The sequence below is a fragment of the Streptococcus mitis genome, assembly GCF_003942965.1.
Lineage (GTDB): Bacteria > Bacillota > Bacilli > Lactobacillales > Streptococcaceae > Streptococcus > Streptococcus mitis_BH.
The window spans coordinates 32194-58991 of record NZ_RJOG01000001.1; the positions used below are offsets into that span (position 1 = coordinate 32194).

General features: G+C 40.7%; 38 protein-coding genes. All 38 read right to left on the bottom strand.

Annotated features, from left to right (window positions below; all coding sequences use genetic code 11):
• Positions 1 to 2 precede the first annotated feature (2 nt).
• The 38 genes from infA to mgtA all read right to left on the bottom strand — a co-directional run bounded on the left by infA (position 3) and on the right by mgtA (position 26664).
• Entirely contained in the window at positions 3 to 221 is a 219-nt protein-coding gene (infA, locus tag D8837_RS00145; RefSeq protein WP_001029883.1) for a translation initiation factor IF-1, read from the bottom strand.
• A 116-nt stretch (positions 222 to 337) separates the two neighbouring features.
• Positions 338 to 976 carry an adenylate kinase gene (locus tag D8837_RS00150; protein WP_001050436.1) on the bottom strand — a complete coding sequence of 213 codons (639 nt, stop codon included), beginning with the start codon at positions 974 to 976 and terminating at the stop codon, positions 338 to 340.
• Positions 977 to 1125: 149 nt separating this feature from the next.
• Positions 1126 to 2436 (bottom strand): preprotein translocase subunit SecY, encoded by a 1311-nt coding sequence (gene secY / locus D8837_RS00155; RefSeq protein WP_000465403.1) that lies wholly within the window; start codon positions 2434 to 2436, stop codon positions 1126 to 1128.
• Between the two features lie 12 nt (positions 2437 to 2448).
• Positions 2449 to 2889 carry a 50S ribosomal protein L15 gene (gene rplO / locus D8837_RS00160; RefSeq protein ID WP_000766087.1) on the bottom strand — a complete coding sequence of 147 codons (441 nt, stop codon included), beginning with the start codon at positions 2887 to 2889 and terminating at the stop codon, positions 2449 to 2451.
• A 144-nt stretch (positions 2890 to 3033) separates the two neighbouring features.
• The gene (gene rpmD / locus D8837_RS00165; RefSeq protein WP_000057241.1) at positions 3034 to 3216 is read right to left on the bottom strand and encodes a 50S ribosomal protein L30; all 183 of its coding nucleotides are present in this window, start codon (positions 3214 to 3216) and stop codon (positions 3034 to 3036) included.
• Between the two features lie 13 nt (positions 3217 to 3229).
• The gene (rpsE, locus tag D8837_RS00170; RefSeq protein ID WP_000874202.1) at positions 3230 to 3724 is read right to left on the bottom strand and encodes a 30S ribosomal protein S5; all 495 of its coding nucleotides are present in this window, start codon (positions 3722 to 3724) and stop codon (positions 3230 to 3232) included.
• A 17-nt stretch (positions 3725 to 3741) separates the two neighbouring features.
• Positions 3742 to 4098: a 50S ribosomal protein L18 gene (rplR, locus tag D8837_RS00175; RefSeq protein WP_000624044.1), complete on the bottom strand. Its 357-nt coding sequence runs from the start codon at positions 4096 to 4098 to the stop codon at positions 3742 to 3744.
• Positions 4099 to 4181: 83 nt separating this feature from the next.
• Positions 4182 to 4718: a 50S ribosomal protein L6 gene (gene rplF / locus D8837_RS00180; RefSeq protein ID WP_000086626.1), complete on the bottom strand. Its 537-nt coding sequence runs from the start codon at positions 4716 to 4718 to the stop codon at positions 4182 to 4184.
• Positions 4719 to 4910: 192 nt separating this feature from the next.
• The gene (gene rpsH / locus D8837_RS00185) at positions 4911 to 5309 is read right to left on the bottom strand and encodes a 30S ribosomal protein S8 (RefSeq protein ID WP_045592917.1); all 399 of its coding nucleotides are present in this window, start codon (positions 5307 to 5309) and stop codon (positions 4911 to 4913) included.
• A 180-nt stretch (positions 5310 to 5489) separates the two neighbouring features.
• Positions 5490 to 5675: a type Z 30S ribosomal protein S14 gene (locus D8837_RS00190; protein ID WP_001085697.1), complete on the bottom strand. Its 186-nt coding sequence runs from the start codon at positions 5673 to 5675 to the stop codon at positions 5490 to 5492.
• A 17-nt stretch (positions 5676 to 5692) separates the two neighbouring features.
• A complete protein-coding gene (gene rplE / locus D8837_RS00195) occupies positions 5693 to 6235 on the bottom strand; it encodes a 50S ribosomal protein L5 (protein ID WP_000013542.1) in 543 nt (180 codons plus the stop codon).
• 23 nt (positions 6236 to 6258) lie between these two features.
• On the bottom strand, positions 6259 to 6564 hold the full coding sequence (rplX, locus tag D8837_RS00200; protein WP_000497691.1) for a 50S ribosomal protein L24: 306 nt from the start codon (positions 6562 to 6564) through the stop codon (positions 6259 to 6261).
• 77 nt (positions 6565 to 6641) lie between these two features.
• Complete coding sequence (gene rplN, locus D8837_RS00205) at positions 6642 to 7010, bottom strand: 50S ribosomal protein L14 (protein WP_000616545.1); 369 nt, start codon at positions 7008 to 7010, stop codon at positions 6642 to 6644.
• Between the two features lie 25 nt (positions 7011 to 7035).
• Positions 7036 to 7296, bottom strand: a complete 261-nt coding sequence (gene rpsQ, locus D8837_RS00210) for a 30S ribosomal protein S17 (protein WP_000440801.1) — start codon at positions 7294 to 7296, stop codon at positions 7036 to 7038.
• A gap of 24 nt (positions 7297 to 7320) precedes the next feature.
• Positions 7321 to 7527 carry a 50S ribosomal protein L29 gene (gene rpmC, locus D8837_RS00215; protein WP_000772918.1) on the bottom strand — a complete coding sequence of 69 codons (207 nt, stop codon included), beginning with the start codon at positions 7525 to 7527 and terminating at the stop codon, positions 7321 to 7323.
• Positions 7528 to 7536: 9 nt separating this feature from the next.
• Positions 7537 to 7950, bottom strand: coding sequence for a 50S ribosomal protein L16 (gene rplP, locus D8837_RS00220; RefSeq protein ID WP_000960946.1), 414 nt, complete (start codon positions 7948 to 7950; stop codon positions 7537 to 7539).
• A 3-nt stretch (positions 7951 to 7953) separates the two neighbouring features.
• On the bottom strand, positions 7954 to 8607 hold the full coding sequence (gene rpsC, locus D8837_RS00225) for a 30S ribosomal protein S3 (protein ID WP_000529936.1): 654 nt from the start codon (positions 8605 to 8607) through the stop codon (positions 7954 to 7956).
• 12 nt (positions 8608 to 8619) lie between these two features.
• Positions 8620 to 8964 (bottom strand): 50S ribosomal protein L22, encoded by a 345-nt coding sequence (rplV, locus tag D8837_RS00230; RefSeq protein ID WP_000818137.1) that lies wholly within the window; start codon positions 8962 to 8964, stop codon positions 8620 to 8622.
• A gap of 11 nt (positions 8965 to 8975) precedes the next feature.
• Positions 8976 to 9257 (bottom strand): 30S ribosomal protein S19, encoded by a 282-nt coding sequence (gene rpsS / locus D8837_RS00235; RefSeq protein WP_000533766.1) that lies wholly within the window; start codon positions 9255 to 9257, stop codon positions 8976 to 8978.
• A gap of 103 nt (positions 9258 to 9360) precedes the next feature.
• On the bottom strand, positions 9361 to 10194 hold the full coding sequence (gene rplB / locus D8837_RS00240; RefSeq protein ID WP_000512911.1) for a 50S ribosomal protein L2: 834 nt from the start codon (positions 10192 to 10194) through the stop codon (positions 9361 to 9363).
• A gap of 17 nt (positions 10195 to 10211) precedes the next feature.
• Positions 10212 to 10508: a 50S ribosomal protein L23 gene (locus tag D8837_RS00245; protein WP_001055347.1), complete on the bottom strand. Its 297-nt coding sequence runs from the start codon at positions 10506 to 10508 to the stop codon at positions 10212 to 10214.
• Positions 10508 to 11131 carry a 50S ribosomal protein L4 gene (rplD, locus tag D8837_RS00250; RefSeq protein WP_000024549.1) on the bottom strand — a complete coding sequence of 208 codons (624 nt, stop codon included), beginning with the start codon at positions 11129 to 11131 and terminating at the stop codon, positions 10508 to 10510. Before rplD ends, D8837_RS00245 begins: the two co-directional genes overlap by 1 nt.
• Positions 11132 to 11155: 24 nt before the next feature.
• Positions 11156 to 11782, bottom strand: coding sequence for a 50S ribosomal protein L3 (gene rplC, locus D8837_RS00255; RefSeq protein ID WP_000160197.1), 627 nt, complete (start codon positions 11780 to 11782; stop codon positions 11156 to 11158).
• Positions 11783 to 11864: 82 nt separating this feature from the next.
• On the bottom strand, positions 11865 to 12173 hold the full coding sequence (gene rpsJ / locus D8837_RS00260) for a 30S ribosomal protein S10 (RefSeq protein ID WP_001284513.1): 309 nt from the start codon (positions 12171 to 12173) through the stop codon (positions 11865 to 11867).
• Between the two features lie 253 nt (positions 12174 to 12426).
• A complete protein-coding gene (gene nrdG / locus D8837_RS00265; RefSeq protein ID WP_125455821.1) occupies positions 12427 to 13017 on the bottom strand; it encodes an anaerobic ribonucleoside-triphosphate reductase activating protein in 591 nt (196 codons plus the stop codon).
• Complete coding sequence (locus D8837_RS00270; RefSeq protein WP_125455822.1) at positions 13010 to 13516, bottom strand: GNAT family N-acetyltransferase; 507 nt, start codon at positions 13514 to 13516, stop codon at positions 13010 to 13012. Before D8837_RS00270 ends, nrdG begins: the two co-directional genes overlap by 8 nt.
• Positions 13517 to 13559: 43 nt before the next feature.
• A complete protein-coding gene (locus D8837_RS00275; RefSeq protein ID WP_000521625.1) occupies positions 13560 to 13700 on the bottom strand; it encodes a hypothetical protein in 141 nt (46 codons plus the stop codon).
• Between the two features lie 11 nt (positions 13701 to 13711).
• Positions 13712 to 15919 (bottom strand): anaerobic ribonucleoside-triphosphate reductase, encoded by a 2208-nt coding sequence (nrdD, locus tag D8837_RS00280; RefSeq protein ID WP_185755625.1) that lies wholly within the window; start codon positions 15917 to 15919, stop codon positions 13712 to 13714.
• A gap of 119 nt (positions 15920 to 16038) precedes the next feature.
• Positions 16039 to 17592, bottom strand: a complete 1554-nt coding sequence (locus D8837_RS00285; protein ID WP_125455824.1) for a damage-inducible protein CinA — start codon at positions 17590 to 17592, stop codon at positions 16039 to 16041.
• A 254-nt stretch (positions 17593 to 17846) separates the two neighbouring features.
• On the bottom strand, positions 17847 to 19379 hold the full coding sequence (gene cls, locus D8837_RS00295; RefSeq protein ID WP_125455825.1) for a cardiolipin synthase: 1533 nt from the start codon (positions 19377 to 19379) through the stop codon (positions 17847 to 17849).
• A 254-nt stretch (positions 19380 to 19633) separates the two neighbouring features.
• Positions 19634 to 20098, bottom strand: a complete 465-nt coding sequence (locus tag D8837_RS00300; RefSeq protein ID WP_125455826.1) for an SP_0198 family lipoprotein — start codon at positions 20096 to 20098, stop codon at positions 19634 to 19636.
• A gap of 85 nt (positions 20099 to 20183) precedes the next feature.
• A complete protein-coding gene (locus tag D8837_RS00305) occupies positions 20184 to 21434 on the bottom strand; it encodes a folylpolyglutamate synthase/dihydrofolate synthase family protein (RefSeq protein WP_125455827.1) in 1251 nt (416 codons plus the stop codon).
• Between the two features lie 303 nt (positions 21435 to 21737).
• A complete protein-coding gene (locus D8837_RS00310; RefSeq protein ID WP_000017620.1) occupies positions 21738 to 22043 on the bottom strand; it encodes a DUF1292 domain-containing protein in 306 nt (101 codons plus the stop codon).
• A gap of 15 nt (positions 22044 to 22058) precedes the next feature.
• Positions 22059 to 22478 carry a Holliday junction resolvase RuvX gene (gene ruvX, locus D8837_RS00315; protein ID WP_004239076.1) on the bottom strand — a complete coding sequence of 140 codons (420 nt, stop codon included), beginning with the start codon at positions 22476 to 22478 and terminating at the stop codon, positions 22059 to 22061.
• Between the two features lie 3 nt (positions 22479 to 22481).
• Positions 22482 to 22748 carry an IreB family regulatory phosphoprotein gene (locus tag D8837_RS00320; protein WP_000507059.1) on the bottom strand — a complete coding sequence of 89 codons (267 nt, stop codon included), beginning with the start codon at positions 22746 to 22748 and terminating at the stop codon, positions 22482 to 22484.
• An 86-nt stretch (positions 22749 to 22834) separates the two neighbouring features.
• Positions 22835 to 23404, bottom strand: a complete 570-nt coding sequence (locus D8837_RS00325; protein ID WP_125455828.1) for an SP0191 family lipoprotein — start codon at positions 23402 to 23404, stop codon at positions 22835 to 22837.
• Positions 23405 to 23469: 65 nt separating this feature from the next.
• Positions 23470 to 23868: a transcriptional regulator Spx gene (gene spx / locus D8837_RS00330; protein ID WP_000591165.1), complete on the bottom strand. Its 399-nt coding sequence runs from the start codon at positions 23866 to 23868 to the stop codon at positions 23470 to 23472.
• 135 nt (positions 23869 to 24003) lie between these two features.
• On the bottom strand, positions 24004 to 26664 hold the full coding sequence (gene mgtA / locus D8837_RS00340; protein WP_125455829.1) for a magnesium-translocating P-type ATPase: 2661 nt from the start codon (positions 26662 to 26664) through the stop codon (positions 24004 to 24006).
• Positions 26665 to 26798 lie beyond the last annotated feature (134 nt).

Below are 26798 nucleotides of genomic sequence, written 5' to 3' on the forward strand. Positions count from 1 at the left end.
GATTATTTAAAGCGGTAAGTGATACGTCCACGTGTCAAGTCATATGGACTCATTTCGACAGTAACACGATCTCCCGCTAAAATACGAATATAGTTTTTACGAATTTTACCAGAAACTGTTGCTAAAATCTGATGTCCATTTTCAAGTTCAACCGTAAACATTGCATTCGGCATTGTATCAACTACTTTGCCTTCAACTTCAATCACATCGTCTTTTGCCACGCAAAAGCACCTCCATAAATTTCGATTCGATGCCTCTAGACACAGAGACAACAATTATAAGTCAGACTATCTCAGTATAACATTTGTAGCGGATTTTTGCAAGTGTGAAAAACGCTTTATTTCAAATTTGTCAATACTTTTTCGATATCTGAGAAGACATCATTGATATCTTGATTACCTTCGATGTCATGAACCAAACCTTTGGCACGGTAGTGAGCAATGATTGGTTCTCCTTGAGCAATATTCACATCCAAACGACGTTTCACTGTCTCAGGTTTATCATCTTCACGTTGGTAGTAATCTTCTTCTTTATAGTCAACTGGTGGGTTAAAGACCTTGTGGAAAGTTTCTCCAGTTACGCGGTGGATGATACGACCACTCAAACGTTCCAAGAGGCTGTCAGGATTCACTTCAATGTTGATGACACCTTCTAGTTCAATGCCAAGTTCAGCCAATGTTTTGTCCAAGGCATGAGCTTGTTCGATTGTACGTGGGTAACCATCCAACAAGAATCCTGTTTCTTTAATATCATCTTGTGAAAGACGTTCTTTTACGATTCCATTTGTAACTTCGTCAGGAACCAATTCACCCTTGTCAATGTATGACTTAGCAAGAACACCCATTTCAGTTTGATTTGCCATTGCAGCGCGGAACATATCACCTGTTGAGATATGTGCAACATGGAATTGTTCTACGATTTTTGCTGCTTGAGTTCCCTTACCTGCACCAGGTAAGCCCATAATCAAAAGATTCATGATTTGATCTCCTTATTTTATTTTTAAATAGAAGCAAAAATTCTTTTCACCCCTATTTAAAAACAAAATAGAAGAGGGGAGACCAAACTCTCACAAATGTTAGAGTTAAACCTCCACTCCCTCAGCATTTACTGATTCCGTAAATACTTTTATTCTGTTCTGTCCATGAAACCAACATACTTACGTTTCAATAGGTAACCTTCCAATTGTTTGATTCCTTCAATACCTGTAGAGATAATGATCAAAAGACTAGTTCCTCCAAAAGCAACTGCCTCTGAAAGTCCGAAAACATCTTTTGCTACGATCGGTAAAATAGAAATCACACCAAGGAAGAGAGAACCAACAGTGGCAAGACGACGAAGAAGTTTAGACATATATTCTTCTGTACCTTTACCAGGACGAACTCCGTGGATATAGGCCCCGCTCTTTTGTAGGTTTTCTGCCGCTTTTTCAGGATTAATCTGTACAAACGTATAGAAGAATGTAAACAGAATAATCAATAAAGCATACATGGCAATACCAGTTGGTGAAGTTGTTGCCAGCATTTCTTGTGCTGTTCTTACCCAAGCCCAATCATGACCTGTAGCGCTTAAAAACTGAAGAATAGCCGCAGGCGCTGCAGTAATCGAACTTGCAAAGATAACAGGGATAACTCCAGCAGGGTTTACCTTCAAAGGAAGGTAAGAGCTAGATGGAGCACCTTGTGCAACCTTAGTATATTGGATTGGAATTTTGTATTCTGCTTGTTGAACATAAGTTGTAAAATAAATGATCAGCAATACAGTAATAATCAAAATGATTACGAAAATGATAGATGAGTTGATACGGCTACTTGGGACGTTCACAAAGTAGTCCACATAGATGCCCTGAATCATCTCTGGAATTGAGGCAACAATCCCGGCAAAGATAATCATAGAAACACCATTTCCGTATCCCTTATCTGTAATTTGCTCTCCCAACCACGTCACAATCATGCTACCAGCTGTTAAGATGATACCAATCATGATAAAGACTTGTGGTGTAAGAGCTGTTTTCAACAATTGAGCTCCAGCCAAAGTATTAAAACCAGCTGTAATCCCGATAGATTGCACAAAGGCTAGAACAAGAGCAATATAACGAGTAGCTTGATTTAATTTTCTTCGACCTACTTCCCCTTGTTTACCCCACTCTACAAATTTAGGTAAAATATCCATTTGCAAGAGTTGGACTACGATAGAGGCCGTAATGTAGGGACTAACACCAAGAGCAAAAACTGAGAAGTTTTTCATGGCATTCCCTGAGACCAAGCTCAACATGTTTAAGAAGGATAATCCACTTAAAGCATTCAAGCTATTGGCATTCACACCAGGAACTGTAATGCTAGTTCCGATACGAAAAACCAAAACGATAAAAATTGTAAATAAAATTTTTGATCGAACCTGCTTGACTTTAAGAGCTTCTCTTAATAATTTAAAAAACATAGGTCACCTCTCTTAGATGACTTCTACTGAACCACCTTTAGCAGTGATAGCTTCTTCAGCTGATTTAGAGAATTTAGCTGCTTTCACAGTCAATTTCTTAGTCAACTCACCGTTACCAAGAATTTTAATACCTGATTTTTCAGCTTTAACAATTCCTGCTTCGATAAGAACAACTGGAGTAACTTCAGCACCATCTTCAAAGACGTTCAATTGGTCAAGGTTCACAATTGCGTATTCTTTAGCGTTGATGTTAGTGAATCCACGTTTTGGAAGACGACGGAACAATGGAGTTTGTCCACCTTCAAAACCAAGGCGAACTCCGCCACCGCTACGAGCTTTTTGACCTTTTTGACCACGACCAGATGTTTTACCGTTACCTGATGAAGTACCACGACCAACGCGGTTACGTACTTTACGAGAACCTTCTGCAGGTTTCAATTCATGAAGTTTCATTTTTATTTTCTCCTCTTTTGTAAAATGCTAGCGCCGATAAGGGAGAAAAGGTTGTCTCCCCCATCAACTCGCCTATACGACGTCATCATAGATGACTATATCTAGTTTTAGGGGATGGTATACTGCACATCCCCTAAAGATTCATTAGTTTACTTCTTCAACTGTTACCAAGTGAGATACTGCTGTGATCATACCACGGATAGCAGCGTTATCTTCTTTAATAACAGAGCTGTTCAATTTGCCAAGTCCAAGTGCTACAACAGTTTTACGTTGTGATGGAATGCGTCCGATTGGAGACTTAGTCAAAGTAATTTTAATTTGAGCCATTTTATCCCCTTTCTTATGCCAAATCAGAAACTGAAATACCACGAAGGGCAGCAACTTCTTCAGCGCGTTTCAATTGTTTCAAACCTTCAACAGTTGCACGAACAATGTTGATTGGAGTGTTAGAACCAAGTGATTTAGATGTAATATCTGCCACACCTGCCAATTCCACAACGGCACGAACTGCACCACCAGCGGCAACTCCAGAACCTTCTACAGCAGGTTTCAACAATACTTTAGCTCCACCGAATTCTGAAAGAACTTCGTGTGGGATTGTTGTTCCAACCATAGGAACTTCGATCAAGTTTTTCTTAGCATCATCTACTGCTTTACGGATTGCTTCTGGAACTTCTTGAGCTTTACCAGTACCAAATCCTACGCGACCGTTGTGGTCACCAACAACAACAAGAGCTGCGAAGCGAAGACGACGTCCACCTTTAACAACTTTTGTAACACGGTTGACAGCAACTACGCGTTCTTCTAATTCAACTGCATTGTCTTTAAATGCCATTTTCTAGTGTCCTCCTATTAGAATTTCAATCCGTTTTCACGAGCTGCATCAGCCAAAGCTTTCACACGTCCGTGATATAGATATCCACCGCGGTCGAACACCACTTCTGAAATACCTTTAGCGTTTGCACGTTCTGCAACGAGTTTACCGACAGCAACGGCTTGTTCAGTTTTAGTTCCTTTTGAAACTTCTTTGTCAAGAGTTGAAGCACTTGCGAGCGTTACACCCGCTACGTCATCAATCACTTGAGCGTAGATGCCTGTATTAGAACGGAATACGTTCAAACGTGGGCGATCAGCAGTTCCAGAGAGTTTTCCGCGAACGCGACGGTGGCGTTTTTGGCGGAGTTTGTTTTTATCTGGTTTTGAAATCACAGTTTTCACCTCTTTAGTTTTAAATCGTGTGCTATGCACAAAGTTGGAAAATAGGTTGGTGGTTGAAAATCAACCACTCAACATTATTTACCTGTTTTACCTTCTTTACGGCGAACGAATTCACCAACGTAACGGATACCTTTACCTTTATATGGTTCTGGTGAACGAAGGCTACGTACGTAAGCAGCTGTTTGACCAACTACTTCTTTTGAAATTCCGCTAACAACGATTGTTGTTGGGTTTGGAAGTTCAAAAGTAATTCCTTCTGGAGCTTCAACTTCGTCTGGATGAGATTTACCAACAGCCAAAACAAGTTTAGATCCTTGAAGTTGTGCACGGTAACCAACCCCGCGCATTTCAAGTTCTTTCTTGAATCCTTCTGATACACCAACAACCATGTTGTTCAAAAGGGCACGAGTAGTTCCGTGGATAGTTTTCATTTCTTTTGAATCGTTTGGACGGTGAAGAGTTACTTCAGTACCTTCCACACGGATTTCAATATCTTTTGAGAACTCACGAGTAAGTTCTCCTTTAGGTCCTTTTACAGTTACGACGTTGTCATTGTTAGTGATTTCAACACCAGCAGGCAACACGATAACTTTATTACCAATACGTGACATGTTTATTTTCTCCTGTTAAATTGTCAGGCCAGAACGGCCAGTTTTCACGGGGTTAAAGATACTTATTGAGTTCAATAGCTAAATTGAACACGCTCTAAGAACTGTGCAAAATAGATAAGTTGGCTTGTTTGTAAACAAACTTCTCCAACTTCCTAATTTTGCTTTGTTCTTTACGAGCTTTGTATCTTGATTTTACCAAACGTAAGCGATAACCTCACCACCAACATTCTTTTGGCGTGCCTCTTTATCAGTAAGCAAACCTTCAGAAGTTGAAAGGATAGCAATTCCAAGTCCGTTAAGAACTTTTGGAAGGTCTTCACGTTTTTTGTAGACACGAAGTCCTGGTTTAGAAACACGTTTCAAGTTAGTGATAACTTTTTCACCGTTTGATCCGTATTTAAGGAATACACGGATGATGCCTTGTTTGTCATCTTCGATGATTTCAACGTTTTTTACAAAACCTTCGCGTTTAAGGATTTCAGCAATCCCTTTTTTGATGTTTGATGCAGGTACTTCAAGTACTTCGTGTTTCGCTTGGTTAGCGTTACGAATACGAGTTAGGAAGTCTGCGATTGGGTCAGTCATAACCATTTTGTTTTTCTCCTCTTACTAGTAGTTTGCAAGTTGCACTTGCTAGTTAATGATTGAGCTGGGCTCAGAATATATTTCTAGATTTCAATTCCTAAGTGAGTCTAGGCATCTGCTTGCAGGCATAACTTGAGTTAGGCAAAAGCAGATAACGACGAATCACGACGGGATTGAAAGCTAGAATTACCAAGATGCTTTTGTTACACCAGGGATTTGTCCTTTGTANGCTAATTCACGGAAGCAAACACGGCAAAGTTTAAATTTGCGGTAAACTGAATGTGGACGACCACATTTTTCACAACGAGTATAAGCTTGAGTAGAGAACTTCGCTGGACGTTTGTTCTTAGCAATCATTGATTTTTTAGCCATTAGATTTACCTCCTATATTATTTTGCAAAAGGCATTCCAAGGCCTGTAAGCAATGCACGTGACTCTTCGTCAGTGTTAGCAGTTGTTACGATAACGATGTCAAGACCACGAGTTTTGTCAACGTCATCGAAGTTGATTTCTGGGAAGATCAATTGTTCTTTCACACCAAGTGTGTAGTTTCCGCGTCCGTCAAATGATTTTGTTGGAACACCATGGAAGTCACGTACACGTGGAAGTGAAACTGAAACCAATTTATCCAAGAATTCGTACATACGTTCACCACGAAGGGTAACTTTTGCACCGATCGCAACACCTTCACGAAGACGGAAGCCGGCGATTGATTTTTTAGCTTTAGTGATAAGTGGTTTTTGACCTGAGATAAGTGCCAATTCTTCAGCAGCTTTTTCAAGGCTTTTAGCGTTTGATACAGCTTCACCAACACCCATGTTCAAAACGATCTTATCTACTTTAGGCACAGCCATCACTGATGAGTAGTTGAATTGTTCTGTCAAAGCAGGAACTACTTCATTAAGATATTTTTCTTTTAAACGATTTGCCATTATACTTCTCCTTTCCTTCGTGATTAATCAAGCACTTCGCCTGATTTTTTGTTGTAGCGAACTTTTTTACCGTCTACAAATTTGTAACCAACACGACCAGCTACACCATTTTTGTCCAAAACTTGAACGTTTGATACGTGGATAGCTGCTTCTTTCTCGATGATACCACCTTGAGGAAGTTCGTTAGTTGGACGTTGGTGTTTCTTAACGATGTTAACACCTTCAACGATAACTTTGTTTACTTTTGGAAGGGCAGTAAGGACAACAGCTTCTGTTCCCTTATCTTTACCAGCGATTACGCGAACTTTGTCGCCTTTTTTTACAAACATTAGGTTTCTCCTTGATTTTTCTTACGCCCATAAGGGCACCCTAGCTTGAAGCTAGGGGACTAGTTTGTTTCTAAAAATTAAAGTACTTCTGGAGCAAGTGACACGATCTTCATGAAGCCACCTTCACGCAATTCACGTGCAACTGGGCCAAAGATACGTGTTCCGCGAGGAGTTTTGTCTTCACGGATGATAACTGCTGCGTTTTCGTCAAATTTGATGTATGAACCATCAGCACGACGAGCACCTGATTTAGTACGAACGATAACTGCTTTAACAACGTCACCTTTTTTAACCGCACCACCAGGAGTAGCTTGTTTTACAGATGCCACGATAACATCACCGATGTTTGCAAATTTACGTCCTGAACCACCAAGAACTTTGATAGTCAAGATTTCGCGAGCACCGCTGTTGTCTGCGACTTTCAAACGAGTTTCTGTTTGAATCATTTCAGTTTTCTCCTTTCAGGTTTGATTAGATGATGACCGCTTCTTCAACAACTTCTACAAGACGGAANCGTTTTGTAGCTGAAAGCGGACGAGTTTCCATGATACGTACGATATCGCCTTCTTTGGCAACATTGTTTTCATCATGAGCTTTGTATTTTTTAGAGTAGTTAATACGTTTACCATAGACTGGGTGGTTACGTTTTGTTTCAACTACAACTGTGATTGTCTTGTCCATTTTGTCAGATACAACACGTCCAACAAGAACTTTACGATTATTGCGTTCCATTGAAATTTCTCCTTCCCTAGTCTATTATTTCGCTTCAGATTGAACTGTTTTGATACGAGCGATTTGTTTTTTAACTTCTTTCAAGCGAGCTGTTTGTTCCAATTGACCAGTAGCAGCTTGGAAACGAAGTTCAAACAATTCTTTTTTCAATTCGTTTTCGCGCTTCGCGAGTTCTTCTTGAGAAAGACCACGAAGTTCTTTAACAAATTCTTTTACTTCATTAAGTTTCATGCCTTCTCCTTATTCTGCTTCACGTTTTACGAATTTACATTTAACTGGCAATTTGTGGCTAGCAAGACGAAGCGCTTCGCGAGCGATCTCTTCAGATACACCAGCGATTTCGAACATCACTTTACCACGTTTAACTGGTGCTACCCAACCTTCAGGTGCCCCTTTACCAGATCCCATACGCACACCGATAGCTTTAGCAGTGTATGATTTGTGTGGGAAGATTTTAATCCAAACTTTACCACCACGTTTCATGTAACGAGTCATGGCGATACGAGCAGCTTCGATTTGGCGGTTAGTGATCCAGTGGCTAGTTGTAGCTTGAAGACCGTATTCACCGAATGCTACTTCTTTTCCACCTTTTGCTTCACCGCGCATTTTTCCACGGAATTCACGACGGTGTTTAACACGTTTAGGTACTAACATTGGTTATTTACCTCCTTTAGTGTTTTTGCGAGCTGGAAGAACTTCACCACGGTAGATCCATACTTTAACACCAAGTTTACCGTATGTAGTATCTGCTTCTTCCCAAGCGTAATCGATATCTGCACGAAGTGTGTGAAGTGGAACAGTTCCTTCAGAGTATCCTTCAGCACGGGCGATATCTGCACCGTTCAAACGACCTGATACTTGAGTTTTGATTCCTTTAGCTCCAGCACGCATTGCACGTTGGATTGCTTGTTTTTGTGCACGACGGAAAGCAACACGTTGCTCCAATTGACGAGCAATTCCTTCACCTACAAGGTGAGCATCCAAATCAGGTTGTTTGATTTCGATGATGTTGATGTGTACTTGTTTTCCAGTCAATTTGTTAAGTTTCGCACGGAGTGCATCAACGTTAGCACCACCTTTACCGATAACCATACCTGGTTTAGCAGTGTGAAGTGAAACGTTAACTTTGTTTACTGCGCGTTCGATTTCGATAGTTGAAACTGCTGCGTCAGCAAGTTCTTTTTGAACGAATTTACGGATTGCAAGATCTTCATGAAGGTAATCCGCGTATTCTTTTTCAGCATACCATTTGGCATCCCAATCACGGATGATGCCGACACGCATACCAATTGGATGTACTTTTTGACCCACGATTTTACCTCCTTATTTTTCTGCAACAGCTACAGTGATGTGAGCTGTACGTTTGTTGATTGGTGAAGCTGAACCTTTCGCACGTGGACGGAAACGTTTCATAGTTGGTCCTTCGTTTGCGAATGCTTCAGATACTACCAAGTTAGCTTTATCCAAACCAAAGTTGTTTTCAGCGTTAGCTACAGCTGAGTTCAAAACTTTCAAGATGATTTCAGCAGCTTTGTTTGGAGTGAATGTCAAGATTGCGATTGCATCGGCTACGCTTTTACCACGGATGTTATCAAGAACAAGACGTGATTTACGAGGTGAAACACGTACTGTACGAGCCATTGCTTTAGCTGAAGTAATTTCTGCCATTTATGTTCTCCTTATTTTCTACGTGTTTTCTTGTCGTCTGCAGCGTGACCTTTGTAAGTACGAGTTGGTGCAAATTCACCAAGTTTGTGACCTACCATGTCTTCTTGGATGTAAACAGGTACGTGTTTACGTCCGTCATAAACTGCAATAGTGTAACCAATGAAACTTGGGAAGATCGTCGAACGACGTGACCAAGTTTTAATAACTTTTTTCTTTTCGTCGTTAGCTTGAGCTTCAACTTTTTTCATCAAATGCTCATCGACGAAAGGTCCTTTTTTAAGACTGCGTCCCATTTTTATATTTTCTCCTTTAAATGTTGTACCACAGCGGCTTGCGCTCCTATGGAGCGCTACCGAGCTGGCGGATTTACTAGTTGCTTAAGCGACTAGTTTAATATTATTTCTCGTTGCGACGACGAACGATAAGTTTGTCAGATTTCGCTTTCTTGTTACGAGTTTTAAGACCAAGAGCAGGTTTGCCCCATGGAGTAGATGGTGCTTTACGACCAACTGGTGCTTTACCTTCACCACCACCGTGTGGGTGATCGTTAGGGTTCATTACAGAACCACGAACTGTTGGGCGGATACCTTTCCAACGGCTACGTCCTGCTTTACCAAGGTTTACAAGTCCGTGTTGTTCGTTTCCGACAACACCAACTGTAGCACGGCAAGTTCCAAGAATCATACGAACTTCACCTGATTGAAGACGAACAAGAACGTATTTACCTTCAGAACCCAATACTTGAGCAGATGCACCAGCAGCACGTACCAATTCACCACCACGACCAGGTTTCAACTCGATGTTGTGGATCAAAGTACCAACTGGGATGTTAGCAAGTGGAAGAGCGTTTCCGACTTTGATATCTGCTTCTGGACCTGAAACGATACGTTGACCTACTTCAAGACCTTTTGGAGCGATGATGTATGCTTTCACACCGTCAGTGTAGTGTACAAGAGCGATGTTTGCAGAACGGTTTGGATCGTACTCGATTGTTTTAACAACTGCTTCAACGTTGTCTTTGTTACGTTTGAAGTCAACCAAACGGTAGAAACGTTTGTGTCCACCACCTTGGTGACGAACTGTGATACGACCGTTGTTGTTACGACCAGCCTTGCTCTTCAATGCAACAAGCAATGATTTTTCAGGAGTGCTTGTTGTGATTTCAGCGAAATCCAAAGAAGTCATATTACGGCGACCGTTTGTTGTTGGTTTATAAACACGAATTCCCACGATATTTCCTCCTTAGATTATTCAGCTTCAGCAGCAAACAACTCGATTGCTTTAGAATCAGCTGTAAGTGTGATGATAGCTTTTTTAGTTTTGTTAGTAAAACCAGTGTAACGTCCAACACGTTTAGCTTTTGGTTTTACGTTGATTGTGTTAACATTAGCAACTTTAACACCTTCGAAAGCAGCTTCAACAGCTTGCTTGATCAAAAGTTTGTGTGCACGAGTGTCAACTTCAAATACATATTTTCCTGCTTCAAGTTGAGCCATTGAGCTTTCAGTGATGACAGGTTTTTTGATAACATCATACAAATTCATTATGCAAGAACCTCCTCGATTTTAGAGATAGCTGCTTGAGTAACAAGAAGTTTGTCACTATTTGCGATGTCAAGAACACTTGCAGTTGTAGCAGTCGCAACTTTCACGTTTGGAAGGTTACGAGCTGAGAGAGCTGCGAATTCGTTTCCTTCTTCAAGAATAACAAGGACTTTAGAATCGATGCTCAAAGCTGCAAGAACTTTTGCAAATTCAGCAGTTTTTGGAGCTGTAAATTCAAGAGAATCAACGGCTACAAATTTATTTTCAGCAACTTTTTCTGAGTAAACAGATTTAAGTGCAAGGCGACGAACTTTTTGAGGAAGTTTGTACGCATAGCTACGTGGAGTTGGTCCGAAGACGATTCCACCACCACGCCATTGTGGAGAGCGGATAGAACCTTGACGAGCACGTCCAGTTCCTTTTTGACGCCATGGTTTGCGTCCGCCACCTGAAACAGCTGAGCGGTTTTTAACTGCGTGAGTTCCTTGACGAAGGCTAGCACGTTGGCTGATGATCACATCAAACACAACAGATTGGTTTGGTTCGATACCAAAGATTGCATCGTTAAGAACAACTTCGCCCGCTTGTTTACCAGTTTGGTCGAATAATGTTACATTTGCCATTTTAACTGTATTCCCCTTTCCTTATTATTTACCAGCTTTAACTGCTGACTTGATAGTGATAAGAGATTTCTTAGCACCTGGTACGTTACCTTTGATAAGGATAACGTTCTTTTCTGGAACAACTTGTACAACTTCAAGGTTTTGAATTGTTACGCGGTCACCACCCATACGTCCTGCAAGGTTTTTACCTTTGAATACACGGTTAGGTGCAACAGGTCCCATTGAACCTGGACGACGGTGGTAACGAGAACCGTGAGCCATTGGTCCACGTGATTGTCCGTGGCGCTTGATAACACCTTGGAAACCTTTACCTTTAGAAGTACCAGTTACGTCAACAACGTCTCCAGCTGCGAATGTTTCAACTGTAATTTCAGCACCAACTTCTAAGCCTTCAACGTTTTTGAATTCACGAATGAAGCGCTTAGGAGCCGTGTTAGCTTTTGCTACATGTCCTTTAGCAGGTTTGTTGCTCAATACTTCGCGTTTGTCATCGAAACCAACTTGGATAGCGTTGTATCCGTCTGTTTCAACAGTTTTAACTTGAAGAACAACGTTTGGAGTTGCTTCAATAACTGTTACAGGGATCAATTCGCCAGCTTCAGTGAAGATTTGAGTCATTCCCACTTTTTTCCCTAAGATTCCTTTTGTCATGAGAAAATAGTTCCTTTTCTATATTTTTTATTCAAAAAGTTTTTAACGAGCGTTTTTTATGCTCAAGGTATCAAGCTTTAGATTAAAGTTTGATTTCTACGTTTACACCACTTGGAAGATCCAATTTCATCAACGCATCAACTGTTTTTTGAGTTGGGTTAACGATATCAATCAAACGTTTGTGTGTACGCATTTCAAATTGTTCGCGAGAGTCTTTGTATTTGTGAGTCGCACGAATGATTGTGTAGAGGCTACGTTCAGTTGGAAGTGGGATTGGACCCGCAACTTGTGCACCTGTACGAGTAGCTGATTCTACGATTTTTGCAGCCGCTGTGTCAAGCGTACGGTGTTCGTAAGCTTTCAAACGGATACGGATTTTTTTGTTTGCCATCTTTTTCTCCTTTTCGTCTATTTAAGATAATAGGCTAGCTCCACAAGAAAACCGACGCGGTGTTGCGTGGCAATGCAACCGAGCGTGTCGCAACCTCTTGCATCAAAGCTAAGGCTGTAATTTACAGCACCATAATAGAATAACACAAAGCCCCTGCGATTGCAAGGGATTTGTTGCTGTTTTTTAAAATTTTTAACATGAAAATGTTTTCTTTTTTGACGGGTCATTTATTTAAGTATTTTATGGAAGAAAGTTACTCTCTCTTCACCTGTTCATAGCTTTCTTTTCCGTCATTGAGCTTGTCCCAAATCACTACTTGCCCACTTTGGAGCGATTTTTGCACATCGATAATTCGTTGATTGGAAGAACCTCGAAACTGGAGCATGAGATTTCTCTTAGTTCGATCGTATCGTCCATCGACAAGAATGTCAATCAATGATAAGAGTTCCAGTTTATCTGGAGTTTCCAACATCATTTCTTCCCATGTATAGCCCGTCCAGGACCAGATATCTTTATCTGGCAATTCCTTCCGAATGCGCTTAATGAGCGGCAAAAGAATACCCGTATTGAGAAAGGGCTCCCCTCCCAGCAAGGTCAAGCCTTGAACATAAGGTTGAGCGAGATCAGCCATGATCTGTTCTTCTAATTCTGCTGTATAGGGAATGCCAGCATTGAAGGACCAGGTCGCTACATTATAACACCCCTCGCAGTGAAACATGCAACCTGATACATAGAGGGAGTTACGCACACCCTCTCCATCTACAAAGTTGAAGGCCTTGTAATCAATAATCCGCCCTTGACTGAGTTCTTCGCTTTTCCATTCTTGTGGTTTTGGATTATTCATTCGCTACCTCTATCCAATAACGCTCGACTCCATTACGAACATCCTCAAGAAGCCCACCATTTGCTAAAATGACTGCTCTGCTAGCAGGATTATTCACGCTACAGGTCACAAGCGTTCTCTTGATGTTCTTTTCCTTAGCAACTTGCAAGCCCTGACGGAGAGTCTCTTTAGCATAACCTTTGCCTCTTTCTGATGGACGAATGGAGTAGCCAATGTGGCCAGCATAATTCAATAACCCCTCATTCAGTCTCAATCGCAGATTCAAAAATCCTAGAGCACGACCTACATCATCAAATGATACAAATTGAATAGAAGGAACACGATTTTCAGGCAAGTTTATCCCCATCTCTTTTTGCATATTTGTTTCCAACCATTCTTCATACACAAAGTTCTCTGTATCCCAGAAACCACCGTCGTGAGGTGACTGGAATTTCTCGAATTCTGCCATCATCTCTAAAACTGTTTCTTTATCTGACAATCTTGGTCTGCGTAATTCCATCCTTACCTCCCACTAAGAGAAAAGCGAGAGTTGACTCTCACTTTTATTTCTTCTTATTCTTATTTAAAAATTGTTCTCTGAGGTTGAGCAAACGTTCTTTCTTACCAGTTCCACCTTTAGAGTGTTTCTCGTGATAACGGGTCACTTGTGCACGCCCCTTATCGTCTAATTGATATTTTCCCATTTCATTTCTTTCTAATTGGTTACTTGATGGCCAGCTATTTTAATCGTTGAACCATTCATATGTTTAACACGCGCTGCGATTTCCTTGTGACGCCCATTGACCATAGGTCTCGCTTGAGGATTACCTAAATAGCCACAAGTCCGTTTAACAACGTCTACTGTTTTAGGGTCGCTATTTCCACAGTTTGGACAAGCAAATCCTCTCTCAGTTGGTTCAAAATCCCCTTCAAAATCACACTTGTAGCAACGGTCAATTGGTGTATTGGTCCCTAGATAGCCGACACGGTCATAGGCATAATCCCAGACAGCTTCCAAGGCCTTTGGATTTTGCTGAAGGACTGGATACTCACAATAATGGATGAAACCACCTGACGCACCTGCTTCTGGATAGACTTTCTCAAAGTCTAATTTTTCAAACGGTGTTGGATTCTTACGCACATCGTAGTGGAAAGAATTGGTGTAGTATTCCTTATCTGTAATATCAGGAATAGAACCAAACTTCTCTGTATCCAGTCGGCAGAAACGGTCTGTCAAACTTTCAGATGGTGTTGAGTAGATAGAGAAATGATAGCCATATTGATCTGACCACTCTTCTACACGGCGTTTCATATCTCGAATAATGTCTAGCGTGAATTCCTTAGCATCTGGATTGCTTTCCCAGCTATTACCAAAGAAAACAGTCGCTACTTCATACAAACCGATGTAACCCAGCGAAACAGTTGCCCGACGATTCTTAAAGAGCTGGTCAACACTTTCTTCTTTACCTAGACGATGACCAAAAGCACCGTATTGATACAGAATAGGAGCATTTGCTGGTGTTGCTTCCTTGGTTCGTTCGACACGATAAACAAGAGCATCTTCAGCGATATTCATCCGCTCGTTGAAGATTTCCCAGAACTTATTCATGTCGCCCTCAGACTCAAGAGCAATACGAGGCAGGTTAACCGTCACAACGCCCAGATTCATACGGCCTGAATTGACTTCTACACCATTTTCATCCTTCCATCCTTGAAGGAACGAACGGCAACCCATAGGTACCTTAAAAGAACCTGTCAAGTCAACAATCTTATCGTAAGACAAGACATCTGGGTACATCCGCTTGGTTGCACACTCGAGGGCCAACTGCTTAATGTCGTAGTTGGGAGTCCCTTCTTCCAAGTTAAGACCTCTTTTAAGCGTGAAGATAAGCTTAGGGAAGATGGCTGTACGATGCTCAGAACCAAGACCCTTTATCCGAATACTCAAAATAGCTTTTTGAATTTCACGCTCAAAACGATTGGTTCCCAGACCAAAACCTAGCGAAGTAAAAGGTGTTTGTCCATTTGAAGTGAAGAGAGTGTTGATTTCATACTCAAGAGATTGCATGGCATCGTAGATATCTTTCTGAGTTTTCTTCCATGCATAATCTTCTCGTTTATCAGGTAAAACCCATTCTTCCGCATCCTTAAGGTGTTTTTGGTAATTCTTCTCTGCATAAGGCGCCAAGACTTCATCGATACGGTTAGCTGAACAGCCTCCATACTGGCTAGAAGCAACGTTGGCGATGATTTGGGAAATCTGAGCTGTCGCAGTCTGGATAGACTTAGGACTTTCTACCTCTGCATTTCCAATCTTAAAACCATTTTCCAACATACCCTTGAAATCAATCAAACAGCAGTTGGTCATAGGGGTGTAGGGGCTATAGTCCAAATCATGATAGTGGATATCTCCCTTTTGGTGAGCATTGGCTACATGCTTTGGCAGCATTTGCAGTCCGATTGATTTCCCGACAATACCCGCTGTCAAATCACGCTGGGTGTTAAAGACATCGCTGTCTTTATTAGCATTTTCATTGACAACGGCCTGGTCTTTGTTGAGAAGTTTATGGATGCTAAAGTTGATATCTGTCGCTTTTGAACGCTCAAAATCCCTTTGTGTCCGATAAGTAATATACTCCTCAGCTAGCGCATATTCTTTGGCTTCAAGGAGTTCATGTTCTACGATATTTTGAATTTCGTAAATCTTAACCCCCTGTGGAAAGCGACTATGAATTTCTGTGACAATTCGCTCGGTCAGAGCATTGAGGCGTTTTTCGACCAGGGGTGTCACATCCATAACCTTGTCAGCCGCCTTGTGGAGAGCCTTGTCAATCTTGTCCACATCAAATACAACACGTCTCCCATCTCGTTTTTCAACGAAGAGAGTTGGCAAAATTGTAATTTTTTCTTCTAGTGCAATCATATGCATGCTCTTTTCTAAAATGTTCTTTCTAAAAAGTATTATACCACTCTAAAAAGAAAAATCAATATCTTGTGTTAAAAATCCTAAAATTTTTAAAAATACACAAGATATTGATTTTGTTATTTAATTTTATAGACTTTAAACTCTGAGTAATCAGTCTTTACTTGTTGGTAATTTTCTTTCAAAATTGTTTCCACTTCAGACCAGACTGCTACCTTATCATTCACCACAATCACCTTGGGTTGTTTTTCTTTCAAGTCATTGATTAAACTAGTTTTATTCTCTTCTGTACTCGTGTAAAGAAGAGGTGATGGGAACATAGATCCAGACAAACGCTGGCTTTCTTTATACATCTGAACATGTGAATCCCAAATGTAGATTTGGTCACCATCACTCGTCTCTTGTTTGACTCTATCTACCACTTGATGTTGTTCTCTATAAGAAGCTGGATGCAAGACAAAACGAGCCACAAAAGGAATAGCAATCAGATAAACCACCACTAGGATAGGTAGGTAGAGATTTCCCTTCATGAATTTTTTCCATAATGTAGGAACATCTTCTCTTCTCCGACGACGAGCTCCTCTAGCTGAATGTTTCCCACGAATACTGGTCATCAAAAGAAGGAGTAAAAATGGAAGGATTAGAATCAAACGCGAACCGTGAAGAGGTTCTTGAGAAAAAAGCAACAAGGCTAATACAAATAAGAAAGCAAAACTAGCTGGTACTGAAATAACATATAATCTTGATGCCTTTGATTGGAACAATCCTAGAAAAACAAGGAAAAGAGCTCCTAAACCAAAAGTCAATAAACCATAGAATACAACATTATCCATTAGTTGAGGATTGGTAAAGACCTGAAGGGAATCAATCGGATACAAAAGACTTCCTATAGCTCCTCCAAAACTACCTGAAGTAAGCACATAGTAGCCTACTGGGTAAAAGATGAGAGAAAAACCGAGTGCCGCTGCAAAAAACTGATAAACTCCATGGACAAAACGACCATGCCCAACATTAAAGACAAATAAACCAATCGTTACTACTACAGTAAAGAGAAGACTTGTAAGAGGCTCTATGAAAAATGATAGACCCAAAAAGATCCCCAGACGTAGAAATCCCTTGTCATGGTTAGGATTTGATAGATAAGCTGCTATGAACGAAAATCCTGCAAACAGGAATGGCAAAGCTAAAATCGTAGCATATCCTCCTCCAAAACCGAGACCGGATACCAAAATATAAAATATGGTTAGGAGTTGCTTGGCTTGTTCCCTTTGTCCCGTCAGATAGTCAGTTGAAGAAAAGAGGAAATAACCTCCTCCTAAGAGGGCTAGCCATTCTACCAAGGCAAAAAGAATGCCTCCTTGGGTTATGTAAAGTAGCAAGTAATAAATAAGACCGTGACTAGCATAATAGCTACTGTAGAGCTGTCCTCCCTGATGCCAAGCCCACCCTATATACAAATCCTGCGCCTGAGAGGGACTTACCATATCTAAAAGTAAAGGTATCACCACAGAAAAAACCGTTGCAATCGTACTTCCAATGATGAGTCTGAAAAACGGAAAAGCTACCTGTTCTTCTTTTTCTACATGAGATTCAAAGTTCCTATCCAGTCTATTTTCAATTTCATTACTCTGTATCGTTTCGGATACTTCTTCTATTCTGCCATATACAGCCATATCGTTTCTCCTATTCAATTTATCTGTCTTAGTATATCAAAAAGACCTAAAATTGTCAGCTTGTGATGGGTGTTTGAGTGATTTTTTGCATAGTTTCACAAAGGTTTCAATTTCCCGAAATCGGTGTAAATGCGTCTGTTTAAATGACATGATATAATCCAATTCTTTCTGAGTCAGCATCGTTCCTCCTATATCTTCTTATTCGTAAAAGGCAAGAAAAATAGGACTGGGTTGTATCCTAAGTCCTAGATTTCTTATAAGATTGGGGCGAATAACTGGGCAATTTCCTTAATCAATTTCTGATACCAGCTATTTTTTATCGTATGAGGGAAAATTTCTTGAGATACTGAAAAAATCTCCTGAAAATCTTTTTGAATCTCTGTGATTGATGCCGTTTTATATAGCAAAACTGCATTTTCATAGTGGTGAAGCAAACTTCTATAATCTAAGTTAATGGTTCCAACTGCAGCAAAGTCCTTATCCACTATGATTTGTTTACTGTGGATAAAGCCAGGACTATACTCAAAAATCCTGACTCCTGCTGACAGTAAATCCGGATAGGCTCCTCTTGTTATAAGCTGGATTAATTTTTTATCCGGAATGAAAGGAGTCACGATGCGGACATCAACACCCCTCATGGCTGCATTTTTAATACTCTCAGTTAAATCATAGTCAATAATCAAATAGGGTGTTGTGATGTAGACTGAATCAGTAGCCTGATTAATCAAACTTTGATAAACTTTTTTCCCTACCTGGGTACGGAAGATAGGCTTGGGTCCACTACCGTAAGGAATGCAGAGCCCTTGGCCAGAACAAGGCTGATTTTCCAAGTGATACTGGTCAAAATCGCTGATTTCCCCACGATTGATGTACCAAGTCATCAAAAAGAGACGAGTTAGAGCCTTGACACCAGGGCCATCTATGCGAATCCCACTATCCTTCCAGTAGCCAAAACGTTCTACATGATTGATGTACTCATCAGCTAAGTTAATGCCTCCTGTATAGGCTACCTGACCATCTATGACAAGGATTTTACGATGGTCCCGATTGTTGTAAGCCACCGTCAAACGAGGAATCACCTTGTTAAACTTATGGGCTTCAATTCCTCGACTACGAAGCTGAACAGTATAGTCTCTAGGTAAAGTCGCCATACAGCCGATATCATCATAGAGCATCTTGATCTCTACACCCTGAGCTGCCTTTTGCTCTAGTATATCTAGTATGCTATTCCACATCAAACCTTCTTCGACAATATAGTACTCTAAAAAGATAAATTTCTCAGCTTTCTTGAGGTCTTCCAACATATGTTGCCACATGCTTTCACCCGAAGAAAAGAATTGTGAATCTGTTCGATCATATACATCGGCATTGCTATCCATACTTAGCAAAGATTTGATAACTCCGTAAGCTGCCTTATCATCTTCCTTCAATTTCTGGCGGAGAGCTTTACTGTTATCCTCCCGAAAATGCATGGAACCAAGTTTATCCAACTGCTTGATTTCTTTTTTGGACAATCGCCTTTCACCAAACATCAGATAGAGCAAGGGCCCGATGACAGGAACAAAAGTCACCACTAACCACATCACTTTACTATCAGGCGCCATTGAGCGATTGACAATCGCTACGATAGTCGCCATACTCATAAAAATTAAGAGAATAACCCATAGAATAGGAGCCATACGCCCTAAGTAAAGAAAGAGACCAAAAACAAGAGAAAGTTCAAGCAGCATAATCGAAAGACTAAAGCCATACTTGGACATTAATAATTGAAATTTTCTATATTTCATATCCCCTCCTTGATATTTTGATACTCAATGAAAAGCAAAGAACAAACTAGGAAGCTAACCGCAGGTTGCTCAAAACACTGTTTTGAGGTTGCAGATGGAAGCTGACGTGGTTTGAAGAGATTTTCGAAGAGTATGAATGCTAAAAACAGGTAATTNATACTAGTATAACGCAGGTATTCGGTAGAANGCAAGTATTTATAATCATTTTTCTGAGTAAAAGCAAAAGAGACTGACAAAACCAGTCTCTTTCTAGTCTATTTTGATAAAACAATACGATCAGACGCTTCTCTATCCATATCGTCGATAATCATCTGATTGCCATTGATTGCATAAATCTTGACATCATCCCCAATAATCATGCGTTGATTAGCGGCATCGAAGCTAACCTGCTTGATTTCTTGATCTCCGTCAGTCTCTACCTGTGTCCAGGTACCAGTTGTTCCAGTTACCACTAAAGTGATACGGTCTCCTTCGTCCTGACCGGTATAAGTTCCATCAATATTGGTTGGTTGAGCCTCAGGCGCATTTTGTGAAGAACTTGTTGCTGACTGGTTTGAATTTTCTGCCGAAGATGAAGCAGCAGATTGTGATTGCTGAGTTTGTTGTGTTTGCGATTGAGCTGCTGGTTGTTGAACCTGTTGAGCTCTTTGTGAACAAGCTACTAAAAGACTAAGACTTGCTAGAGAAGCAAGAGAAAGTGTGAATGTTTTTAATTTCATGACGAATTTCCTTTCTGCTACCAATTTACAGAAGTATTCCTTCTAACTAGTAGTTTTCCTAGTATAACAAGTTCAAAAAAGGAGGTCAATTTATCTGCTCATGCCCCAGTAGATAGCTCCGTACTTCTGAGATAAAATAGAGAGACCCTGTAACGAACAACAAATCCTGGGCATCTGCTCTTTCTTCAAAATCGCTAATAAATTCTCGGTAAGAAGGAACTATATCGTAACCTGTTACATCTGTTTCATCCAAAGAACCTTGATAGTCAAAGCCGGTCACCTTGAGTTCCACCTGAGGCAATTTTTCAGTCAGATAAGCCAACATCCCTTGATAATCCTTCCGTTTCAAGGCTCCAAATAGGATTTGAGGACGATATCCTTCCTGCTCTTTTTCTTTGATAAATTCAACCAAGCGAGTCAAGGCAGGGAGGTTATGAGCACCGTCCAAGTAAATTTGAGGACGAATACGCTCCAAGCGACCAGCCCAATGGGTCTTCTCCAAAGCCTGTCTTACAGCCTGTTCATCAACAACTTCCTTTCCTTCTCTCATAAAGAGAAGAAACGTTTGCAACGCCAAGGCCGCATTTTCCTGCTGATAAGTTCCTTCCAAGCCTATTTTCAGCTGCGAAATATTTAGTAAAGAACTTGAAAAATCACCACCCTGCATTGAAAAATCTTGACCTGCCTGATAAAGGTCAACAGCTAAAGATTCAGCTTTTTTCTGACAAACAAGCCTAGCTTCTGGAGCCAGCTTAGCAATCACTGCCTTTTTACCAGACTTGAAAATACCAGCTTTCTGCTCTGCGATTGCTTCTAGACTATCACCCAAGGTCTCCTGATGATCTAGTCCGATGGAGGTGATGACAGCAATCTCTCCAGTTACCACATTAGTCGTGTCAAGTAAGCCGCCAATTCCCACTTCTAATAAAAGCAAATCCACCTCTTGCTCTCTAAAATAAAGAAAAGCAATCAAGGTCAGCAATTCAAAAAAGGACAACTGATCATGAGTTTGCAGAAGCATTTTCTCCATCTCCTTGACCTGACTAGCCAAACGGATGAAGTCTGCATCAGCTATTGGTTGCCCGTTAATGCAGATTCGATCATTGATAGAGACGATATGAGGGGAGGTAAAGGTCGCAACTTTTTTGCCATGCCCCATAAATAACTCCCTCATAAAAGCAATGGTAGATCCTTTTCCATTAGTCCCGGTTACATGGATAATAGGATAAGACTTCTCGGGATTCCCCAACAAATCCACCGCTTGTTGCATTCGGCCCAAACCTGATCGAAAATTCAAACCAATTCGACTATGGAGCCATTCTTCTACTTCAAACATATACATCTCCTTGACAAAAGTCTAATCAATTATCTAGCAAAATTCCGTAGATAACAAAAAATGAGGTCAGGATTTTCGTCCCGACCTCTTACCTGGTTAGCTAATAACTAGCTACTATGAAGTTAACGTGGGGTAAAACATCCACTGAATGTGCCTGCGTTTCTAATTTCTAGCGCAGGGCTAAACACGTCCCCCGGACGTTCCAACTCTTCCCAATTTCTGGGAGTTGGGCTGATACAGTCTCCTAGACGTTCCTGCGTTTCTAATTTCTAGTGCAGGGCTAAAAACATCCACTGGACGTTTTTACTCCTCCATAAAACTATTGAAGACTTCTTCAATCATGTTCCATTCGTCTTCTGAGTCTTCTGGGATTGGTTGCAATTCACCTTCTGTTCCATCTTCGTTTTCGATGAATGAGTAAGCTTGGATTTCAACTTGTCCGTCTTCGTCTTCTTCTGCATTAACTGGTACTAGAAGAACATAGTTTTTACCAAATTCTTCTTTTCCGTCAATGGTCAAAAGGATTTCAAACAAGGTTTCATTTCCTTGCTCATCTACTAGTGTGATTAGTTCACGTTCTTCGTGGTCGTGGTTATGATCGTGTGACATAGCCTCTCCTTTGTATTAAAATTTTCTATCTAAATAATTTTGTAAAATCAGCTGAGCTGCTAACTTATCAATGACTTTCTTGCGCTTGTTACGGCTAATATCTGCTTGTTCAATCAACATACGCTCTGCGGCAACTGTTGTCAAGCGTTCATCTTGATAGTCTACTGGTAAACCAAAAAGCTCTTCTAGCTTTGCTCCGTATGCTTGACTAGCTTCTACTCGCGGTCCGCTTGTATTGTTCATGTTTTTAGGCAAGCCCACTACAAATCGTTCCACCTTGTAAGTATCAACCAACTCCTTAACGCGGTCAAAACCAAATTGACCTTGCTCCTCATTGATTTGGATGATTTCAAGTCCTTGAGCTGTAAAACCGAGCGGATCGCTAATAGCCACCCCTACCGTTTTTGAACCGACGTCCAATCCCATAATTCTCATAGGTTACAGATCGACTCCTTGTCCTTTTAGGTAGTAGCGAACCAACTCCTCAACGATTTCATCACGCTCATACTTACGGATTTGATTTCGTGCATTATTATAACGAGGAACGTAGGCAGGGTCTCCACTCAATACGTAGCCTACGATTTGGTTAATTGGGTTGTAGCCCTTATCGTTCAACGAAGCATAGACATCAGTCAAAGTTTCGCTAATTTCTTTTTTATTGGAATCGTCCAATTTAAAACGTACTGTTTCTTCAGTAAATCCCATTCTAACACCCTCTTTCCTTAGAATAGTACCATTATAGCATAATTCCTTACGTTCTACAATTCAGGCAGTCTATTTATTTGGATTTTCTACTGTTCTGTCGCACCATTTGCCAATCGGTCTGAAATATATTTGCTTGGTTCATTCTTCAAGAGATTTTCTAAACCAATGTTCTTCAAATATTCTAACTGAGAAGCCTTCTTGACATCCAGAACTTGAAAATCAAAACTAGTCGTTGTTTGAAGTTCTGTTGCACTCAATAGTTTAGTTTCAAGCTTAAATCCTGCTAATTTACGAGCTTCTATGATAGCCTCATCCTTCTCCTCTGCCTCCAGAAGAGCTTTTTGAGTTTCTTCCACTCCATGTTGGTCAATATAGGTCTTCAACTCATCAGAGACTGGACGCCTTTGTTGAATCGTTAAGCTCAAAAAAGTCTTGTCTTTATAAGTAATGGTTTGGGTTTGCTGGCTACCATCATCTGATTTCGGCAAAACCAAAGTCTTGGTTACAACTGTATTCTTCTCAGCATTTTCAATAACTGGCAATGCCGACTGAAGCGTATCCTTTTCTGTTTTTGTAGCTGTTCCAGTTTCTTTTTTCTGTCCGCAACCAACCAGGACAAAAAGGAAAGCTAGACTAACAAGAACTATTTTTTTCATTTCTTTCTTCTTTCTTTTTGAGATTAAAATAGAATAAGACTGGGAATTGCTCCCAGCCTTGATGTTTATAGAGCTGCACGCAAACGTGCTTCTGCATTTTCTACATTACGGACAGAGCGTGGTAGGAAGGCACGAATATCGTCTTCCTTATAGCCAACTTGCAGGCGTTTTTCATCTACAAGGATTGGGCTCTTTAAAATTCTCGGCGTTTCCATAATCAGATTGAGGACTTCATTGACGCTCAAATCTTCAATATCCACTCCAAGGGCTTTGGCATAGCGATTTTTAGATGAAACGATGCTGGCTATTCCGTTATCTGTTTTGGTTAGAATATCCAGTAATTCTTCTCTCGTAATTCCTTCTTTACCAAGGTTTTGTTCTTTATAACTTAACTGGTGGGCATTGAGCCAGGTTTTTGCTTTTTTACAGCTAGTACAACTTGAGACTGTATAAATTTTAATCATGTACCTACCCCTTTCGCTACATGTTACTATCAGTTTAGTCTATTATACCATAAAAAACATCCGACTTGCGACCTATTTTTAAATTTTTTTGACTTTTTTCATCATTTTCGTACTTTTTTCTTGACAAAATGAAATTTACAGCCATTCTTTATATTTCTTGATATAAATTTTTTTCACAATTGTCACACTAATCATATACAAAATAATGATGAAAAGTAAAAAGATGAAATAAATCGGTTTTAAAGGAGTTAGATGAAGTAGGATTGCGAGTGGACTGTAGGGAAGGAAGGTCACAAAGGCTGCAGCCAATAAGGTTGTCACAAGGACTAGCCAAGCCGGACGACTTTGTAAAAAGGGAATTTTGGCTGAACGCAGCATATGAATAACCATGGTCTGTGACCACATGGACTCGATAAACCAGCCTGTCTGGAACAAGACAATAAAGCCTACGGCCGACTCTGCTCCATGAACATAGGCATGACCTGTCGTCATGGGTACAATGATAAAATAGAGCAAAATAAAGGTCAAAATATCAAAGGCAGAAGAGATAGGCCCCATCCAAACCATGAAACGTGTGATGGACTTGGCCTCCCATGTATGCGGATTTCTCAAAAAATCTTTATCCACCTTGTCAAAAGGCAAGGCAATACAAGATAAATCATAGACTAGATTTAGGATAATCAAATGAACTGGTGCCATTGGTAAAAATGGTAAAAAGATTCCAGAGACCAATAGGGATAAGATATTCCCAAAATTAGAACTCACTGTCATTTTGATATATTTGGTCATATTAGCATAGACCTTACGCCCTTCAACCAGTCCTTTTTCAAGCACCATGAGATCCTTATCAAGTAGGATAACATCAGCTGTTTCTTTGGCAATATCTACTGCTGTATCAACAGAAATCCCCACATCTGCTACTTTCATAGAAGGGGCATCATTGATTCCATCTCCCATATAGCCGACAGCATGACCATTAGCCTTAAATTGCAAAATAATCCGTGCTTTTTGGTCAGGAGAAAGTTTGGCGAAGACGGTTACCTCCTCTACGGCTTGAGCCAATTCTTGATCGCTCATCTGATCAATTTCAGATCCCAACAGCATCTGATTGATATCTAAACCAACCTTTTCACAGACTGCTTGGGTAACCTTTTCGTTGTCTCCCGTCAAAATCTTTGTTTGAACCCCATGTTCTAACAGAGCCTTAATTGCTGGTGCTGCAGATGGTTTTGGTGGATCTAGAAAGGCTAAATAACCAGTTAGAATCATATCCCCTTCATCATCAACTGTATAGGCATGACCTTCCCTCAAACCTGACTTATAGGCCACTCCCAAGACACGCAAACCTTGTTGATTGAGTTGTCTGACTTCTGCTAAAATTTCTTCTCTAATAACATCTGTCAAGGGAGTAATCACTCCTTGGTATTCCGCATGACTGGAAATCATCAACATTTCCTCTAGGGCACCCTTGGTTACCAAACTAACAACTTCGTGTTCATCCTTAACGATGACACTCATCCGTCTGCGTTCAAAATCAAAGGGCAATTCATCTATTTTTTGAAAAGTTTGAGCCAGATTTTGCAAGAGGGCGTGTTCTTTTGCTTCCTTTTCAGTCCGTTTGATGATGGCTCTGTCCATCAAATTTTTCAAGCCCGTTTGAAAGTAGGAATTGAGATAGGCACGTCTCAAGACCGTCAAATCCAAGCGTCCGTGGATGTCCAAGGGATATTCTAGAACGATTTCGTCTTGGGTTAGAGTTCCTGTCTTATCTGTACACAAGATATCAATCGCCCCTAAGTCCTGTATGGCATTGAGTTTCTTGATAACCACTTTTTCCTTAGCCATGATAATAGAACCTTTTGCTAGACTGGCCGTGATGATCATAGGAAGCATCTCAGGTGTCAATCCAACACCAACACTCAAGGCAAATACGCCAGCTTCCAGCCAGTCGCCATCTGTTAAACCATTGGACAAGAAAACGATGGGCACCATGACCAACATCAAACGGATCAAGAGCCAAGAGATACTATTCATCTCCCGCTCAAACGAAGTAGGCTCATCATAGGTGTTCAGAGTCTGCTCAATGGCCCCCATCATAGTATCATCACCAACCGCCAAAACCACGGCCTTGGCGCTACCAGATAAGACATTGGTTCCCATAAAAGCCAAGGATTCGGCTTCGAGAAGACTATCAGGTTGTTGAACTGTTGCCTTGGTCAAGGCCAATTTTTCAACCGATTCACTTTCACCTGTCAAGCCCGACTGTTGGACAAAGAAATCGCGCGACTCAAATAAAAGAAGATCTGCTGGAATCATGTCTCCAGCGCTTAATTTAACCACGTCACCCACTACCAAATCATCGATAGGTACTTCTTGGATTTCTCCTTGACGAATGACAGTCGCTGTGTTGACAATCATTTTTGATAGATTGGTCGCAGCCTTATCACTACGGAGTTCTTGGACAAAGCGTATACCACCAGAAATGAGGACTAGGACAACGATGATAATAGAAGTCGTCGGATCCTCTTGACCTGGTTTTGCCAACCAGACATTGGTCACCAAGGAAATCACGGCGATGACCAGTAAGATGATCGTAAAAGGATTGATAATGGATTCGTAAATCTTTTTGAGGATACTGTCTTCTTGACCCTTTGTGATGGTATTTTCGCCATATAGGTCACGATTTTTCTCCACCTGCTCCTCAGTCAAACCGTTTAAACTGGTATGATAAAAAGTTAGACTCTCGTCTAAAGGGACTTGAGTAGCTGTTGCTAATCTTTCTTTTGTAGTTTTCATTGGTTTCTCCTATCTGCATGAATGATGTATTTCATACACAGAGACCAATCACTTTATAAGGGCAGAACGACACAAATCAGCGATTGGCTGTGTATGTGCGGTTCCGGATGATCGTCAATTTGCATCGTCTATCT

Coding starts and splice junctions, on each gene's coding strand:
- rplC (WP_000160197.1), bottom strand. CDS start 11,782: ATGACAAAAGGAATCTTAGGGAAAAAAGTGGGAATGACTCAAATCTTC.
- rpsS (WP_000533766.1), bottom strand. CDS start 9,257: ATGGGACGCAGTCTTAAAAAAGGACCTTTCGTCGATGAGCATTTGATG.
- rpmD (WP_000057241.1), bottom strand. CDS start 3,216: ATGGCTCAAATTAAAATTACTTTGACTAAGTCTCCAATCGGACGCATT.
- nrdD (WP_185755625.1), bottom strand. CDS start 15,919: ATGATTGCACTAGAAGAAAAAATTACAATTTTGCCAACTCTCTTCGTT.
- rplP (WP_000960946.1), bottom strand. CDS start 7,950: ATGTTAGTACCTAAACGTGTTAAACACCGTCGTGAATTCCGTGGAAAA.
- D8837_RS00320 (WP_000507059.1), bottom strand. CDS start 22,748: ATGGGATTTACTGAAGAAACAGTACGTTTTAAATTGGACGATTCCAAT.
- rplF (WP_000086626.1), bottom strand. CDS start 4,718: ATGTCACGTATTGGTAATAAAGTTATCGTGTTGCCTGCTGGTGTTGAA.
- nrdG (WP_125455821.1), bottom strand. CDS start 13,017: ATGAATAATCCAAAACCACAAGAATGGAAAAGCGAAGAACTCAGTCAA.
- D8837_RS00275 (WP_000521625.1), bottom strand. CDS start 13,700: ATGGGAAAATATCAATTAGACGATAAGGGGCGTGCACAAGTGACCCGT.
- rpsH (WP_045592917.1), bottom strand. CDS start 5,309: ATGGTTATGACTGACCCAATCGCAGACTTCCTAACTCGTATTCGTAAC.
- D8837_RS00300 (WP_125455826.1), bottom strand. CDS start 20,098: ATGAAATTAAAAACATTCACACTTTCTCTTGCTTCTCTAGCAAGTCTT.
- rplX (WP_000497691.1), bottom strand. CDS start 6,564: ATGTTTGTAAAAAAAGGCGACAAAGTTCGCGTAATCGCTGGTAAAGAT.
- secY (WP_000465403.1), bottom strand. CDS start 2,436: ATGTTTTTTAAATTATTAAGAGAAGCTCTTAAAGTCAAGCAGGTTCGA.
- D8837_RS00325 (WP_125455828.1), bottom strand. CDS start 23,404: ATGAAAAAAATAGTTCTTGTTAGTCTAGCTTTCCTTTTTGTCCTGGTT.
- D8837_RS00285 (WP_125455824.1), bottom strand. CDS start 17,592: ATGGCTGTATATGGCAGAATAGAAGAAGTATCCGAAACGATACAGAGT.
- rpmC (WP_000772918.1), bottom strand. CDS start 7,527: ATGAAACTTAATGAAGTAAAAGAATTTGTTAAAGAACTTCGTGGTCTT.
- cls (WP_125455825.1), bottom strand. CDS start 19,379: ATGAAATATAGAAAATTTCAATTATTAATGTCCAAGTATGGCTTTAGT.
- D8837_RS00245 (WP_001055347.1), bottom strand. CDS start 10,508: ATGAATTTGTATGATGTTATCAAAAAACCTGTCATCACTGAAAGCTCA.
- D8837_RS00305 (WP_125455827.1), bottom strand. CDS start 21,434: ATGTTTGAAGTAGAAGAATGGCTCCATAGTCGAATTGGTTTGAATTTT.
- ruvX (WP_004239076.1), bottom strand. CDS start 22,478: ATGAGAATTATGGGATTGGACGTCGGTTCAAAAACGGTAGGGGTGGCT.
- rplN (WP_000616545.1), bottom strand. CDS start 7,010: ATGATTCAAACAGAAACTCGTTTGAAAGTCGCAGACAACAGCGGTGCT.
- rplD (WP_000024549.1), bottom strand. CDS start 11,131: ATGGCAAATGTAACATTATTCGACCAAACTGGTAAACAAGCGGGCGAA.
- rplO (WP_000766087.1), bottom strand. CDS start 2,889: ATGAAACTTCATGAATTGAAACCTGCAGAAGGTTCTCGTAAAGTACGT.
- rpsE (WP_000874202.1), bottom strand. CDS start 3,724: ATGGCATTTAAAGACAATGCAGTTGAATTAGAAGAACGCGTAGTTGCT.
- rplV (WP_000818137.1), bottom strand. CDS start 8,964: ATGGCAGAAATTACTTCAGCTAAAGCAATGGCTCGTACAGTACGTGTT.
- rplE (WP_000013542.1), bottom strand. CDS start 6,235: ATGGCAAATCGTTTAAAAGAAAAATATCTTAATGAAGTAGTTCCTGCT.
- mgtA (WP_125455829.1), bottom strand. CDS start 26,664: ATGAAAACTACAAAAGAAAGATTAGCAACAGCTACTCAAGTCCCTTTA.
- D8837_RS00150 (WP_001050436.1), bottom strand. CDS start 976: ATGAATCTTTTGATTATGGGCTTACCTGGTGCAGGTAAGGGAACTCAA.
- spx (WP_000591165.1), bottom strand. CDS start 23,868: ATGATTAAAATTTATACAGTCTCAAGTTGTACTAGCTGTAAAAAAGCA.
- D8837_RS00310 (WP_000017620.1), bottom strand. CDS start 22,043: ATGTCACACGATCATAACCACGACCACGAAGAACGTGAACTAATCACA.
- rpsJ (WP_001284513.1), bottom strand. CDS start 12,173: ATGGCAAACAAAAAAATCCGTATCCGTTTGAAAGCTTACGAACACCGT.
- D8837_RS00270 (WP_125455822.1), bottom strand. CDS start 13,516: ATGGAATTACGCAGACCAAGATTGTCAGATAAAGAAACAGTTTTAGAG.